Consider the following 15,675-nt stretch of genomic DNA (forward strand, 5'->3'; position numbering starts at 1 on the left):
ACCGGCACGCCAGAGGTAGATCCCGGCACAGGTGGAGGCGAAACCGATCCCGGAACAGGAACGCCAGAGGTAGACCCAGGAACCGGAGGAGAAACCGATCCGGGCACCGGCACCCCAGAAGTCGATCCAGGAACAGGTGGAGAAACAGATCCCGACACTGGCACGCCAGAGGTAGACCCAGGAACAGGTGGAGAAACAGATCCCGGCACTGGAACGCCGGAAGTAGATCCCGGAACAGGTGGCGGAGAGACTGATCCAGGCACAGGCACGCCAGAGGTAGACCCAGGTACAGGTGGCGGCGAAACCGATCCGGGCACCGGCACCCCAGAAGTCGATCCCGGAACAGGTGGAGGAGAAACCGATCCAGGCACTGGCACGCCAGAGGTAGACCCAGGAACAGGTGGAGAAACAGATCCCGGCACCGGCACGCCAGAGGTAGACCCAGGAACAGGCGGAGAAACAGATCCCGGAACAGGAACGCCAGAGGTAGACCCAGGTACAGGTGGCGGAGAAACAGATCCCGGCACTGGCACGCCAGAGGTCGACCCAGGCACAGGTGGAGGAGAAACCGATCCAGGCACTGGCACGCCAGAGGTAGACCCAGGAACAGGCGGAGAAACCGATCCCGACACTGGCACACCGGAAGTAGACCCAGGAACGGGAGGCGAAACAGATCCCGGCACCGGCACCCCAGAAGTCGACCCAGGAACGGGCGGCGAAACGGATCCCGGCACTGGCACGCCAGAGGTGGACCCAGGCACGGGAGGCGAAACAGATCCCGGAACAGGTACACCAGAGGTAGACCCAGGCACAGGTGGCGGAGAAACCGATCCAGGCACAGGCACGCCAGAGGTAGATCCAGGCACGGGCGGAGAAACCGATCCCGGCACTGGTACCCCAGAGGTAGACCCAGTGCTTCCAGACAAACCAGGAGCAGGTATTCCAACTGTCAACCCTGTTTTGCCAAGTCAACCAGGTGCAAGCATTCCAGGATTAGATATCACAATACCAGGCAAAGATCTGAATACGAACACCCCAGAAGTTGATCCAGGTACAGGCGGCGAAACTGACCCGGACACTGGTAGCCCAGAGGTAGACCCAGGCACGGGAGGCGAAACCGATCCGGGCACTGGTACACCGGAAATAGATCCAGGAACCGGAGGCGAAACCGATCCCGGCACAGGTACCCCAGAGGTAGACTCAGGTACGGGAGGCGAAACCGATCCCGATACCGGTACCCCAGAAGTAGACCCAGGCACCGGAGGCGAAACCGATCCGGGCACAGGTACACCGGAAATAGATCCAGGAACCGGAGGCGAAACAGATCCGGGCACTGGTACCCCGGAAGTAGATCCAGGCACCGGCGGCGAAACTGATCCAGGCACAGGAACGCCGGAAGTCGATCCAGGCACGGGCGGAGAAACAGATCCCGATATCGGTACCCCAGAAGTAGACCCAGGAACCGGAGGCGAAACAGATCCGAACACTGGTACCCCGGAAGTAGATCCAGGCACAGGCGGAGAAACAGATCCCGATACCGGTACCCCAGAAGTAGACCCAGGCACCGGCGGCGAAACCGATCCGAACACTGGTACACCGGAAGTCGATCCAGGCACCGGCGGCGAAACCGATTCCGGCACTGGCACACCGGAAGTAGATCCAGCAACCGGAGGCGAAACCGATCCGAGCACCGGCACCCCAGAGGTAGATCCAGGTACAGGTAGAGGCGAAACTGGTTTAGGCACGATAACCCCAGAAGTCGATTCTGACATTAAGGGAGGAGACGTTACTGATCCAAGTATGACCACGTCAAGAGAGACTACTGATATAGAAAATCAAGGTGCAAGAAATCAAACAATAGGTGATAACAGATCTAACAATGACTCATCTAGTAATGAGCAAACGAATAACCAAACGGCTAATACACAAGAGGTAAGTGATACTGAAGATATGTCAGGTAAGCAATTACCTAAGACTGGTTCCACTTCAGGTGTGTTTGGAAAATTTGTAGGTGGTATACTTGTTGCTTTTGCGGGATTCTTCGGACTATTCAAACGTAAACGTCGTGATTTACAAAATGATGAAGATCGTGTTGAACGTGTGATCAAAGAGGAAGAAGAACAAGAAAACAAAGAGGATAAAAAGTAGAATATAAGTTACAGATAGGATACTGTAACTTTGATAAATCAGAGGTCGGAACAGAAGTGTTTAGCCTCGAGAAATAAGACGTCATCCACGAAAATCGTTCTTTAAATTTTTGTGGATGGCGTCTTATTTCCGAAGGGATTCCTTCTGTTCTCGCCGTTTATTCAGTTTTATAATATGTAAGAGAACTAATGTCCTAGACGCTTTATTTTTAAAGAAGTCCCTTTGATGTAACTCAAAAAAACAGACCATAAAATCCCCAAATAGGAAACTATTTTTGGGTTTTTGTGGTCTGTTTTCGTATAGCTAGCTGTCACAATATTTATTCCGCCAGATTTTTATTAGTTTGTTCATCTAGAATAGGAGCACGCTCATTTACTAAATTGATTGGCTTAATAGCTAAAAATTGAGTTTGGAATTGTAATAATTTTTTCATGAAAAATGAAATCAGATAGATAGAGATGGCAGAGATCACCGCTTGACTTACCCCCAGAATCACAAGGTTTAAAACAATGATCACAGTATTTGTCAGTAATACGCCTAAAGCATGTTCGATTCCAAAATATTTTTTGAAAATCAACGGAGGAACTGTCACGCCACCGTTTGATGCACCGATTTGGTAAAGAATAAATATGCCTAGACTAAATAGAAAACTGCCGGCGACCAAGGCAATCGGAAAAAATTGAGTGAGTACCAAAGTCGGTGTGTATGCTAAAATAATCGGAAATATCAAGCTACCTATCAGAGTTTTAAAAAAGACTGCTCTTTCCAGAAAGATAAAAGCTAAGCAAAGCATCGCTAGGTTGATTGCCCAAACTATCAATGTCCGGTCAATCAGCAAGACCATTTCTAGAAGAAAACCAATTGATCCTACGCCTGCTGAAGCAATTTGATGCGGAAGTAAAAACATGTTTAGTCCCACAGTGATACTAATGATTCCAACAATAATCACAGGTAATTTTTTTAGTTCTGCTTTCACACGCGTATTCCTTTCTTTTTTCATTATTTCTATAATTATAGCAAGTAGTTCGATGAAGAAAGTAACAACTTTTTCAGACTAAACTGAAAAAAATATTTTGATAGAATATTGCTTATTTATTGACTTGATAATTATTTTCTTGTAAAGGGTGCGCACCTTTTTGTTTCGTTTTCCGGTATTCTTTAGGCGAGATTTTTTCTTTTCGTTTAAAAATAGAACTAAAATAATTGGGGTCATTGTATCCCACTTCCGAGGCAATGACAGAGAGTTTTAAATTTGTTTCACGCAAAAGACGTCTCGCCATGCTCAATCGTTGTTCAGTGAGATAGTCAATAAAGGTTTGTCCTATCCCTTGAGAAAAAATCGTACTGAAATGTGAGCTGCTTAAATGGACATGATCAGCCACTTCTTTTAAAGAAAGCTCTGGTTCAAAATAATGGTTTTCAATATACGCGACGGATTGCTCGAGTACTTCTTTATACTGATTCATGTGATTCTCAAGTACCATTTCTTTTAAATAGTAGATCGTTTGTTCAAGATACTGTATGAAAAGTGGCGTATCTGATAGAATTTTTGGGATTTCCTCTGTAGAGGCAAAAGAAACGACTTGATTGGTTTGGTTTTGACGTGCCGTTACTAATTGGTTCAACTCATTGACGATCAGATGCCTAACGAGAAGCGGATCGGCATGTTGGTTGGTCTGTTTGACCAACTCTTCAACAAACGGATGGATCTCGCTTTTTCTAAGTAAACGAATGGATGCTTTTAGATCGAAGGATTGTCCGTAACTGCCAAGTTTTTTTTCATAATCTAAATAAGAAAGAATTTTTATTTTAGGGTCAATCGTCAAGTAACTGAGCAAATGAACAGCGGTTTGATAACTATGGGGAATTTCGCTGATTCGTTTTACAGGGTAACCGATCGCGATAACTAGATCGTCTGTCGTATGTCCTAATGTTTTATGAGAAAGCAAAGCAACCTGATTAGCTTTTTTTTGTAATAGCTCTTCATTTGAATCAAAAATCAGTAATTTGATAAATCGTGAAGAAAGGGAAGAAAAGAGCATTTGTTTATCGTTATCGAATAGCTCAGCCATCTTTTCATGAAAAACATCATAATCAGAAAAAAACTTATTCGTATGATTAGCAATCAATAAAACCATATATTTATTTCCAGCGATTTCACGTTCAAGTTTTCGTCCTTCTTCAATTGCTTCTGAAAGTAATAGTTGATTATTGAATAAGGCATTTAAGTAAACGTTTTTTTGTACTTCTAAAGAATAGCCATTTGTTTCTTTCGACTGTTTCAATAAGGAAGCAGCTTCTAGTCTTTGAATGATTTGTTTTAGGCTTTCTTGTAGCTCATTTGGTTTGATCGGTTTTAACAAATACTCGGCCACTTGAAGTTGAATCGCAGCCTTTGCATAAGTGAATTCATCGTATCCACTAATAAAAATGATCTGGATATCAGGCAAGAGTTTTTTTACTTCATTTGCTAATTCAATCCCATTCATAAAAGGCATACGAATATCCGTCACCAAGATATCTGGTTTTTGTTCCGCAATCATTGATAGAGCAAGTTCGCCATCGCTGGCATCTTCAATGGAGCTTAATGGTAGAAAGGTTGAAAATTCAGTGATCATCCTCTTTAATGATTCGCGAATCAAATGTTCATCTTCTGCGATAAAAATTTTATACATTTGCTTCATTCCTATCTATATTTTTTGTAGGGACAACGACATGGACGACCGTACCGTGGTCGATCCGGCTAGTAATCGTGATATTTGCATCAGTTCCATAGTATAAAAGCAAGCGTTTGTTGACATTAAAGAGTCCATATCCTTTATGAAAATTAGTATCTAAACCATCTGCGAGTTCTTGGTTGATCTCTTTTAACTTGGTTTCTGTAATCCCTTTTCCATTGTCAATGATCCAAAAATGGATAAACTCTTCTTGATCTATATACGCTTTTACAATGATTTTTCCCTTCCTACGCACCAGTTTTATTCCATGATAGACCGCATTTTCAATCAATGGTTGAAGAATCATTTTTAATATTGGATGATGATCGACTTTTGGATCAATGGTTAATTGATAAGATAATTGATCTCCATAACGGATTTGCAAAATCTTCAAGTAATTGACACAATGTCTGATTTCTTGTTCGACTGGGATCCAGTCTTTTCCTTGACTTAATGAAATGCGGAAGAAGTCAGATAAGGCATATGTCATTTCTTTGACTTTTTCGATTTCGCCCATTTCTGCCAAGACCAAAATGGCGTCTAAACTATTATAAATAAAATGAGGAATGATCTGAGCTTGTAGCGTTCTGACTTCACTTTGCGCAAGATTATATTGCTTCAACGCATTTTCTTCTAATAAAATCACTAAGTTATCAGCCATATCATTCATACTATTACTTAATTTTTTCAACTCATTGTTTTGTTGTGTTTTGATCCGATGATTCAAATGGCCTTCTGCTAAAGCATCAGCCATTTTGATCATTTCATCCATAGGCTGTTGGATTTGGTACATCATTTTCGTGTTGAACTTTCTAGTCAATAGGAAAATCAACGCGATGATAATGACCTCAATGGTGGAGAGAATGACCAAGGAATTGCGAACTTCTTCACTTTTTACAGAAGCAGTATCGATTTCGATTTTGACAAAATCTTGTAAAATATCATGGGCAAGTTTGACCGCAGATTCAACATGTAGCATCAAAGCTTGATTTTCTGCGAACGTTTCTTTTTGGTGGATATTTTCAATGATTTTATCTAAATAGTCAGAAACATTATCCAAGGAGCGTAATACGATATTGAGTGTCGCTAATTCTTGTGAGTTTTGAGTGGTGATCTTGATGTCGCTGATTTCTTCTTTGATGCGATTGATCTGGTTGCTCTGTTGGAATTCTTCAGGAGTAATCTGTCCATAAGTTAATCCAAGAGCTTCTTCGATGATAGTTTCTTCTACGGTACTGGCGATTTGATTAGCAATAGAGATATTATGGATACTTTTTTCATAGGAAAAAAGATAATGCGTATAAAGAGCAATGCTAATAATCAAAGGTGTGATTGCTAAAGATAACATAAGCCAACTGGTATGTCGAAGTAGTACTTTAATACTTTCGGTCTTCTTCATTTTTCCTCCTAGTAACCCCGCGGCGGGATCGTTGAAAAATCATTTTGGTCTGAGAACACTGTATCAGAAACGTAAATGTCTTGTGGAATCGCTTTCTTTTCGAAGTGACGTTTGACCGTATTGGCTACTAATTCACCCATGAAAGGGTTGCATTCCACGACACAGTTGACATTTCCTTTTTTCAATTGATCGATCATCTCTTTTTGAGCATCAATACTAACAATCACAAAGTTGTTTTCAAGTTTCTTTTCCTTCATCGCATCCAATGCACCTAGGGTCATTTCATCATTGTGAGAATAAATGACGTCGATTCCATCGAGTTTTCCCTCATCAATGGCTTTTGAAAACTGTTCTTTGGCTTTTAGGCGAATATAGTCTCCGGTGATCACTTGTCTAACATGGATTCTTGGATCACGACCGATAGTTTCTAAAAAGCCGTCTGATCTCAAGCGAGTGGGAGATGTATTTTCTGAACCACGTATCTCAAATACTTGGATCGATTCTTGCGCTTTTTGCTGGTAAAGATTGGTGACATAAAGGCCGGCTCGACTGCCTTGTGCTTTGAAACTTGAACCAATATGGGTCAAATAGAGATCTTGTTTTTCCGTTGTGATGTTGCGATCAACGATGATGACTGGAATATTCGCTTCTTTGGCTTCTTCCAAAACAGAATCCCAGCCAGTTTCTTCAATAGGTGATAACACGATCATATCGACTTGATAGGCAATAAACGTCATCACGTCTTGGATCTGTTGTTTTGGATCAGAGTAACTATTTCGGTGAAGAACTTGGAAATTTTGTTTTTCAAGTGCTTCTTTGATGGACTGATTTTGAACTTTGCGCCAATTACTTTCGGTACCAGCCTGAGAAAAGCCAATGGTCAACTCTTTTTTTGTAGGCTCAGTAGAGTTGAGAGCACACCCAGTCAGCAATAGGCAAAAAGCTACCAGGATAAAAAAACTTTTGTTCTTCATATTGAATCTCCCCTTTTATCTATATCATATAGCGTTTTCAAATTTCATATTAGCATGTTTGTCAATTTCGTAAGAAAATCAAGAATCGTCAAAAGAAAATGAAGAAAAATCAAAAGCTTGCATAAATTTACGAGGGAATTTATAGAAATACAGAAAAATAATCAATGAAAGCGTTTTATATTTTAGTTATGATGAATGCATCAAATAAGTATTTGGAGGGACACACATGAAACGAGTTGGGAAGAATTGGTTGGTAGCAATTGTTTTTTTATTGATCTCTGTGACAACACTTGCTGGATGTAGCAATGGCAGTGCCGCCGGAGATGAAAAAGGATTTGTGGGGATTTCGATGCCAACAAAATCTGCAGAGCGATGGATCGCAGATGGCGACAATATGGTCAAGCAACTAGAAGAAAAAGGATACAAGACGGATTTGCAATACGGAGAAGACAAAGTAGAAAACCAAGTAGCACAAATCGAAAATATGATCACAAAAGGAGTAGATACGTTGGTGATTGCTTCGATCGACGGTTCGGCATTGACAGATGTCTTAGAAAAAGCACATCAGGCGGATATCAAAGTCATTGCGTATGACCGTTTATTGATGAACTCTGAATATGTCGATTATTATGCAACATTTGATAATTTCGGTGTAGGTGTTTTACAAGCTTCTTATATCGAAGATAAATTAGGCTTAAAAGATGGTGCTGGACCTTTTACGATTGAATTATTTGGTGGATCACCTGACGATAACAACGCATTGATCAACTACAATGGTGTGATGTCGATCCTGCAACCTTATATCGATAGCAAACAACTGAATGTATCATCAGGTCAAACGAAATTCAATCAAATTGCGACGCTTCGTTGGGATGGCTCAACTGCACAAGCACGCATGGATAACTTATTAAGTGCTAATTATACAGATGAAAAATTAGATGCCGTTCTTTCTCCTTATGATCCAATCAGTTTAGGGATCATTTCATCTTTGAAAGGAGTGGGGTATGGCTCAGCCGACAAACCACTTCCGGTCATTACAGGACAGGATGCAACGATTGCTGGTGTGAAATCCATCATTGCAGGAGAACAGACGCAAACGATTTTTAAAGACACACGGGTGTTAGCTGACAATACGGTAGAGATGATCGAAGCGATCAACAATGATAAAGAAGTGCCAGTGAATGATGAAGAAACCTACGATAATGGCGTGAAAGTCATTCCAACTTATCTAGCAAATCCAGTTTCTGTGGATAAAGAAAACTACAAACAAGAGCTGATTGATACTGAGTATTACAGTGAAAGTGATTTAGGACAATAAGAGTAACAAGGGTTTTAGGACATTCGTCGTCTTATGCCTTTTATAACCGGATTAACAGTGTTCCAGAAGTAGTTCCTTCAGAAGTAAGCGTGAAATCCCAGAAATTTGAAGAACGATTTTCGATTTTTCACGCTTATTTCTCGGAGTTGAGCACTTCTGTCGCAACCTCGATTAGGAAGTGAAAAAATGGCAGATTATATTTTAGAAATGAAAGAAATCATCAAAGAATTCTCTGGTGTTCGTGCATTGAACAATGTCAATCTACGCATCAAACGAGGAGAGATCCATGCTCTCTGTGGCGAGAATGGTGCAGGAAAATCCACATTGATGAATGTGTTGAGCGGTTTGTACCCTTATGGCAGTTATTCAGGCGAAATCATGTATGACGGGGAGGCTTGCCAATTCAAAAATCTTAGAGATAGTGAAGCGAAAGGGATCGTGATCATCCATCAGGAATTAGCATTGAGTCCCTATCTGTCGATCAAAGAAAACATTTTTTTAGGGAACGAACAAACAAAACATGGCGTGATCGACTGGAATTTGACTGAACGAAAAACAGAAAATCTACTAAAAACGGTAGGCTTGAAAATCGATCCGAATACCTTAGTCTCACAAATCGGTGTCGGGCATCAGCAGTTGGTGGAAATTGCGAAGGCTTTTTCTAAAAATGTTCGATTACTTATATTAGATGAACCGACAGCAGCGCTGAATGAAGAAGAAAGTGCCAATCTTTTAGCATTGATCAAGGAGTTTCGCAATCAAGGCATCACTTCGATCATTATTTCGCATAAATTGAATGAAATCGTTGCGGTAGCTGACCGGATCACGATCTTACGAGATGGTCAAACGATCGAAACGTTAGAAAATACAGCAATCAGTGAAGAGCGGATCATTAAAGGAATGGTTGGTCGTGATTTAACGAATCGTTACCCTGATCGTCATCCAAATATCGGCGAGGTTTATTTTGAAGTCAAGGATTGGACGGTCCATCATCCATTGACAACCGAGCGAATCATCAATGATCATATCGATTTTTCGATTCGACGAGGCGAAATTGTCGGTATTGCTGGCTTGATGGGGGCAGGACGAACTGAATTTGCCATGAGTGTTTTTGGTCGATCATATGGGAGCAATATCAGCGGCAAGATTTTTAAAGATGGAAAAGAAATAGTGATCAAAGATGTTTCTCAAGCCATTGATCATGGGTTGGCGTATGTATCCGAAGACCGTAAGTCGGTTGGATTGAATCTTTTGATGGACATCAGAGAAAATACGACGATTGCTAGTCTCAAAAAAATTAGTCGAAGTGGTATCTTAGATCAAGAAAAAGAAGTGATCGAAGCAGAAAACTTCCGTAAAAAAATGAGGACAAAAGCGACTAATGTATTCCAAAACGTCGGTAGCTTGAGTGGTGGGAATCAACAAAAAGTCGTTTTAGCTAAGTGGTTGATGACTGAACCGGAAATTTTATTTCTGGACGAACCGACTCGCGGTATCGATGTCGGGGCAAAATATGAAATCTACACGATTATTGAAGAAATGGCTGCCTTAGGAAAGTGTGTCTGTATCATTTCCTCTGAACTACCTGAGATCATCGGTATGTGTGATCGAATCTATACCATGAATGAAGGGAAAATGACAGGAGAAGTGCTTAGAGAAGAGGCAAATCAGGAGTTATTGATGAACCTGATGACAAAAGAAGAGGAGGCAGTGGGCTGATGGAAAATGTCACAAAAAAAAGTCAGGAAAAAAATGCTTGGAATGTAAAAGAAAAGATATTAGATATCTTTAGTAAATATAGTATGGTCATTATTTTGGTCGCTTTATTGATTGCTTTTCAACTAATGACCGGCGGGATCTTTTTAAGACCGTTGAATATCACGAATATTGTGTTACAAAACAGCCATATTTTGATTTTGGCTGCGGGAATGTTGTTGGTCGTGCTTTTAGGTTACGTGGATCTATCGGTAGGTTCAGTCATGGCATTTGTAGGAGCGATGGCGGGTATGTTGATGGTCAATAACAACATCAGCCCATGGCTCGCAGTTCCTTTATGTCTGTTAGTTGGTGGAGTGATCGGCGCATGGCAAGGCTTTTGGGTCGCTTATGTAGGGATCCCTGCGTTTATCGTGACACTTGCTGGTCTATTGATGTTTCGTGGCTTGACACAAGTTGTATTAGGAGGGCAATCTTTAGCTCCTTTCCCTGGAGGTTTCCAAAAAATCTCGACGGGTTATTTACCAGATATCTTTGGTGTTCCTGGTATGCACTTATTGACATTGATTTTAGGTGTTGTCTTAGCTGTGAGTTTAGTATTTGCTCAATGGCGTGCGAGAGCGCGAAGAAAAGAAAATTTATTTGAAGTACCATCAATGAACGCATTTTTGATCAAAGCGGCATTGACGATCGTTCTTGTCTTAGGATTAAGTTATATCTTTGCCTCATATCAAGGATTTCCAGTAATATTGATCATTTTAGGTGTGATTGTTGGGATATACGGATTCTTGACCAATCGGACAGTTGCTGGACGTCAAATTTATGCCACAGGTGGCAATTTGAAGGCAGCTCAATTATCTGGGATCAAGACGAAGAAAATCACTTTTTGGGTATTTGTTAATATGGGCGTCATGGCTGCTTTAGCCGGTCTGATCTTAGCCGCTCGTTTAAACGCTGCTACCCCTCAGGCAGGAACTTCGCTTGAATTAGATGCCATGGCTTCTGTGTACTTTGGAGGAGCTTCGACTTCTGGGGGGATCGGAACGATCACTGGAGCAATCGTCGGTGGCTTAGTCATGGGTGTGCTGAATAATGGGATGTCGATCATGGGGGTCGGAGTAGACTGGCAACAGGCAATCAAAGGCTTGATTTTATTGCTTGCTGTCGTGTTAGATATTTACAATAAAAAACGCAAAATTTCTTAAGGTGGCGAGTGGATGGAAACGACAGAGGAAAAACGGATATTATTGATTTGCACTGCTGGGATCACTTCAGGTCTATTAGTGAAAAATATCCAAAATGCAGCAAATGAAAAAGGTGTGCCTCTTCACGTATACTCTGCACCGGCAATCGTAGCAGAGCAGGCAATCCAAAACCAACATATTGATGGACTGATGATCGGTCCACAATCTGAATATGAAGTGGAACGGTTAAAAGATTTTCTTACGGTGAAAGCTGTTCCTTACAAATTGATTCGTAAAGAAGATTACGAAACATTTGATGGAGAATCTGTCTTAGCGGATATCTTACAATTCTTTTGAAATCACTTGAAGTAAAAGTTGAAAACAGAGCAGTTGTTCCTTACAAAGTGCGAATAAAACGAATCTCACAGATGTTTTTTTCGTGTTAATAATCCTTTCCAAAACAAGTTGTGCTACAATGATATAAAATAATTGTTCGGACAACTTACGTCGGAGTGAAAGGATTGGCAAAGTAACCATGGATAAAACAAAATATCAAATGATCGCAGATGAAATAAAGGATAAGATCATTGACCAAATTTTTAAACTAAATGAACCGATACCGCCTGAACTCCAATTACAAAAAGACTACCAAGTAAGCCGTCATACGGTAAGACAAGCGATTGGATTATTAGTCAATGAAGGGTATCTACGTAAAGAGAAAGGCTCTGGAACATATGTCGATGATGCGTATAAGAAAACATCGGAAAGCAGAAAAAACCAAAAGACGATCGGCGTGATCACGACGTATTTATCGGATTATATTTTCCCCTCGATCATCCGAGGAATTGAAAAAACGTTGAGTGAGCAAGGCTATTCGTTATTGTTAGCGAGTACGAATAATGATCATCAACAAGAAAAAAACTGTTTAGAAAAAATGATGCAGTTTGGCGTAGATGGCTTGATCGTAGAGCCAACAAAAAGTAATGAATACAATCCAAACCTTGCGCTCTATGTCCGATTGAGAGAACAAGGAATCCCGATGGTCATGATCAATGCTGTCTATGAAGAATTAGCGGTCGCCTCGATTTGTGTCGATGATGTAAAAGTTGGCTTTAAAGGGACAGAGTATTTGATCCAGCAAGGACATCAGCGATTACTGTTCATCACGAAAATCGATGATTTACAAGGAAAATATCGGATGAAAGGATTTATTCAAGCGTGTGAAGCCTACGGTATCCAATTTTCGCCGGGAGATATCATTACCTACACGACTGATTCTCGTGGGAAACTAGGTGAAAAAGTCCTCTTACAGCTAAAGGAATCGGCAAGCACCGGCATCATCTGCTACAACGATCAGGTTGCTAGCCAGTTGCTTGATGAGGTGATCGCAAAGGGCTATCAAGTACCGCAGCAATTGTCGATCATTGGAAATGATGATTCCTCGTTGAGTCAGATGGGCGCAGTGAAACTGACCACTTTAACTCATCCAAAAGAGCGAATGGGAAAAGATGCGGCAGAATGGATCATTCACACGATCCAAACGGGCAATCAAGGAGAAAATATCGTCTATGAACCTACTTTGGTGATCAGAGAATCAGTAAGTTCAGCAAAGAAAGGCGAATAGCTGAAAGGAAACTATAAGCATTCCAGATGCGAGAAAAATTTATTTAATGAACATTTGTCAATGTCGAGCAAGATTATTTGATCTTAAAAAGGTAAAGATGAGGAATTTACTCTCTTTGCCTTTTTTATATGGCAAATGGGAATTTATAAGGAAAAATAAAAAGGTTTATGTACGAACAAATAACTATAATATCGTTGACATGTACGTACAAAAAGTTTTATACTGTAACTATCATAAAGAGAAACTAAGGGGGCGTTTGACATCGAAGCGAAAGAAACTAGGCTGAAACGTATAGAAGCGATTCGCACAGGGCAAACAGCACTAGGTATTGAGCTAGGTTCGACGAGAATCAAAGCAGTGCTGATCGATCACAATTATGAACCGATTGCAGCTGGAAGTTACGATTGGGAAAACCAGTTAGAAAACGGTATTTGGACCTATTCACTTGATGAGATTTGGAAGGGTTTACAATCTAGTTATCAGCAGTTAGTCGATGAAGTTTCTGCGGAGTATGAGACGACACTGACTACGATAGGGGCTATCGGCTTTAGCGCAATGATGCACGGCTATCTGGCCTTCGATCAAGACGATGAATTGCTTGTTCCTTTTCGCACGTGGCGCAATGCCATTACCGCAGAGGCAGAAGTAAAACTGAGCAAAGCATTTCATTATACGATCCCACAGCGTTGGAGCATTGCCCATCTGTATCAAGCGATTTTAAACAAAGAAACACATTTAAAAGATCTTAATTACTTTACAACATTAGCTGGGTACATCCATTGGCAGTTGACCGGACAAAAAGTATTAGGAGTTGGAGATGCTTCAGGAATGTTTCCTATCGATCGTCAAACGAAGGGATATGATGCACAAAAGATTGCTATTTTTAATCAATTGGCACAAGCGGAAGGCTTTTTGCAACCGGTAGAAACGCTCCTTCCAGAAATTCGTTTAGCTGGTGAAGTTGCAGGGACGCTGACTGAAAAGGGAGCCAAGCTCTTAGATCTATCCGGTAACTTATCTGCAGGGATTCCTGTTTGCCCACCTGAAGGAGATGCTGGCACAGGTATGGTCGCAACGAATAGTGTGGGGTTACGTACAGGGAATGTTTCAGCAGGGACATCGGCGTTTGCAATGATCGTACTAGACAAAGAGTTAGTAAACATCCATCCAGAGATCGACCAAGTAACAACACCTGACGGAAGCCCTGTAGCAATGGTGCATACAAACAATTGCTCATCGGAAATCAACGCATGGGTCAAGATTTTCAAAGAGTTCAGTGAGAGTCTTGGAGTGACGATCGATACACAGCAGATTTATGAAACCTTATTTTTGAAAGCGCTACAAGGAGATGGGGACTGTGGAGGATTACTCAGCTATGGGTACCACTCAGGCGAAAACATCACAAAAATGGAACAAGGCAGACCACTGTTCGTGAGACAGCCTGATAGCACATTTGATTTAGCGAATTTTATGCGGATGCACCTATCGAGTGCTTTTGGGGCGATGCGTCTAGGGATGGAGATTCTTAAATCTGAGCAAGTCACGATCGATCGTTTAGTGGCACATGGCGGGATCTTTAAAACGCCGAAAGTTGCTCAAACGATTCTAGCTTCAGCAATGGAAGCACCTGTAACAGTCATGGAAACAGCCGGAGAAGGAGGCGCTTGGGGGATCGCCTTATTAGCTGCTTATCTCCAAGCGGCAGAAGCAATGACTTTGGAAGAATTTTTAGCAAAAGATGTATTTTCAACCAGTGAAGGTCTGACGATCGAACCAACGGAGGAAGACTTAAGTGGTTACGAACGGTTTATTGAGATGTATGAAAAAGGGTTGCCTATCGAAGCATCCGCGATCGTATCAATGGAAGAAGGAGTGAGAGAATGTTAGAAAGTCTGAAAGAAGCGGTTTATCAAGCGAATTTAGCTTTACCAAAACAAGGTTTGATCAAATATACATGGGGGAATGTCAGTGCGTTTGATCGAGAAACAGGATATTTTGTCATCAAACCTAGTGGTGTGAGCTATGAGGAAATGAAAGCAGAAGATATGGTCGTTGTTGATTTGAATAATCAAGTCATCGAAGGCAAGCTTAATCCATCCTCCGATACACCGACACATGCGGTTCTCTACAAACATTTCCCGGAAATTGGCGGGATTTGTCATACGCATTCGACGTGGGCAACGATCTGGGCGCAAGCGGGTCTCGATCTACCCGCCATGGGTACGACTCATGCAGATACTTTTTATGGTAGCGTTCCTTGTGCAAGATTTTTATCACAAGAAGAAATCGATGCTGGTTATGAACACGAAACCGGCAATGTGATCATTGAGACATTCCAAAATAGAAATATTGATATCATGGCGATCCCGGGAGTGTTGTTACATGGTCATGGACCGTTTACTTGGGGAAAAGACGCTTCGCAAGCGGTGATGAATGCCGTTGTACTGGATGAAGTGGCGAAAATGAACTTATTTACTCGCCAATTGAATAGTTTTTCCGAACCATTGCCCCAACGAATATTGGATAAACATTATTTACGCAAGCACGGTAAAGATGCGTATTATGGCCAAAAAAAATAAAAAAAAAGAGGAGTTA

12 protein-coding genes are annotated in these 15,675 nt (G+C 41.5%); 8 read left to right on the forward strand and 4 right to left on the reverse strand.

Annotated elements, in window-relative coordinates; genetic code table 11:
* Nucleotides 1–2,148: LPXTG cell wall anchor domain-containing protein (locus CUS89_RS03890; protein WP_146103403.1), on the forward strand; the 2,148-nt coding region annotated here is incomplete at its 5' end.
* Between the two features lie 319 nt (nt 2,149–2,467).
* On the opposite strand, the gene CUS89_RS03900 is transcribed toward CUS89_RS03890, so the two are convergent.
* The 4 genes from CUS89_RS03900 to CUS89_RS03915 all read right to left on the reverse strand — a co-directional run bounded on the left by CUS89_RS03900 (nt 2,468) and on the right by CUS89_RS03915 (nt 7,238).
* Nucleotides 2,468–3,124: a YitT family protein gene (locus tag CUS89_RS03900; RefSeq protein WP_104871098.1), complete on the reverse strand. Its 657-nt coding sequence runs from the start codon at nt 3,122–3,124 to the stop codon at nt 2,468–2,470.
* Nucleotides 3,125–3,236: 112 nt separating this feature from the next.
* Nucleotides 3,237–4,823, reverse strand: a complete 1,587-nt coding sequence (locus tag CUS89_RS03905) for a response regulator transcription factor (protein ID WP_104871099.1) — start codon at nt 4,821–4,823, stop codon at nt 3,237–3,239.
* Nucleotides 4,816–6,264, reverse strand: coding sequence for a sensor histidine kinase (locus tag CUS89_RS03910; RefSeq protein ID WP_104871100.1), 1,449 nt, complete (start codon nt 6,262–6,264; stop codon nt 4,816–4,818). Before CUS89_RS03910 ends, CUS89_RS03905 begins: the two co-directional genes overlap by 8 nt.
* 8 nt (nt 6,265–6,272) lie before the next feature.
* Entirely contained in the window at nt 6,273–7,238 is a 966-nt protein-coding gene (locus CUS89_RS03915) for an ABC transporter substrate-binding protein (RefSeq protein WP_104871101.1), read from the reverse strand.
* 226 nt (nt 7,239–7,464) lie between these two features.
* Between CUS89_RS03915 and chvE the strand changes: the two genes are divergently transcribed.
* The 7 genes from chvE to CUS89_RS03950 all read left to right on the forward strand — a co-directional run bounded on the left by chvE (nt 7,465) and on the right by CUS89_RS03950 (nt 15,659).
* Nucleotides 7,465–8,556 carry a multiple monosaccharide ABC transporter substrate-binding protein gene (chvE, locus tag CUS89_RS03920; RefSeq protein WP_104871102.1) on the forward strand — a complete coding sequence of 364 codons (1,092 nt, stop codon included), beginning with the start codon at nt 7,465–7,467 and terminating at the stop codon, nt 8,554–8,556.
* A 186-nt stretch (nt 8,557–8,742) separates the two neighbouring features.
* Complete coding sequence (gene mmsA, locus CUS89_RS03925) at nt 8,743–10,275, forward strand: multiple monosaccharide ABC transporter ATP-binding protein (RefSeq protein WP_104871103.1); 1,533 nt, start codon at nt 8,743–8,745, stop codon at nt 10,273–10,275.
* Entirely contained in the window at nt 10,275–11,477 is a 1,203-nt protein-coding gene (gene mmsB / locus CUS89_RS03930) for a multiple monosaccharide ABC transporter permease (RefSeq protein WP_019723427.1), read from the forward strand. Before mmsA ends, mmsB begins: the two co-directional genes overlap by 1 nt.
* A 12-nt stretch (nt 11,478–11,489) precedes the next feature.
* Nucleotides 11,490–11,813, forward strand: coding sequence for a PTS sugar transporter subunit IIB (locus CUS89_RS03935; RefSeq protein ID WP_104871104.1), 324 nt, complete (start codon nt 11,490–11,492; stop codon nt 11,811–11,813).
* Between the two features lie 178 nt (nt 11,814–11,991).
* Nucleotides 11,992–13,080 (forward strand): GntR family transcriptional regulator, encoded by a 1,089-nt coding sequence (locus tag CUS89_RS03940; protein ID WP_104871105.1) that lies wholly within the window; start codon nt 11,992–11,994, stop codon nt 13,078–13,080.
* 300 nt (nt 13,081–13,380) lie between these two features.
* On the forward strand, nt 13,381–14,967 hold the full coding sequence (locus CUS89_RS03945; protein WP_104871106.1) for a xylulokinase: 1,587 nt from the start codon (nt 13,381–13,383) through the stop codon (nt 14,965–14,967).
* Nucleotides 14,961–15,659 (forward strand): L-ribulose-5-phosphate 4-epimerase, encoded by a 699-nt coding sequence (locus CUS89_RS03950; protein WP_104776350.1) that lies wholly within the window; start codon nt 14,961–14,963, stop codon nt 15,657–15,659. Before CUS89_RS03945 ends, CUS89_RS03950 begins: the two co-directional genes overlap by 7 nt.
* Nucleotides 15,660–15,675 lie beyond the last annotated feature (16 nt).

Source organism: Enterococcus mundtii, assembly GCF_002947535.1.
Lineage (GTDB): Bacteria > Bacillota > Bacilli > Lactobacillales > Enterococcaceae > Enterococcus_B > Enterococcus_B mundtii_B.

Coding starts and splice junctions, on each gene's coding strand:
- chvE (WP_104871102.1), top strand. CDS start 7,465: ATGAAACGAGTTGGGAAGAATTGGTTGGTAGCAATTGTTTTTTTATTG.
- mmsB (WP_019723427.1), top strand. CDS start 10,275: ATGGAAAATGTCACAAAAAAAAGTCAGGAAAAAAATGCTTGGAATGTA.
- CUS89_RS03915 (WP_104871101.1), bottom strand. CDS start 7,238: ATGAAGAACAAAAGTTTTTTTATCCTGGTAGCTTTTTGCCTATTGCTG.
- CUS89_RS03910 (WP_104871100.1), bottom strand. CDS start 6,264: ATGAAGAAGACCGAAAGTATTAAAGTACTACTTCGACATACCAGTTGG.
- CUS89_RS03940 (WP_104871105.1), top strand. CDS start 11,992: ATGGATAAAACAAAATATCAAATGATCGCAGATGAAATAAAGGATAAG.
- CUS89_RS03935 (WP_104871104.1), top strand. CDS start 11,490: ATGGAAACGACAGAGGAAAAACGGATATTATTGATTTGCACTGCTGGG.
- mmsA (WP_104871103.1), top strand. CDS start 8,743: ATGGCAGATTATATTTTAGAAATGAAAGAAATCATCAAAGAATTCTCT.
- CUS89_RS03950 (WP_104776350.1), top strand. CDS start 14,961: ATGTTAGAAAGTCTGAAAGAAGCGGTTTATCAAGCGAATTTAGCTTTA.
- CUS89_RS03905 (WP_104871099.1), bottom strand. CDS start 4,823: ATGTATAAAATTTTTATCGCAGAAGATGAACATTTGATTCGCGAATCA.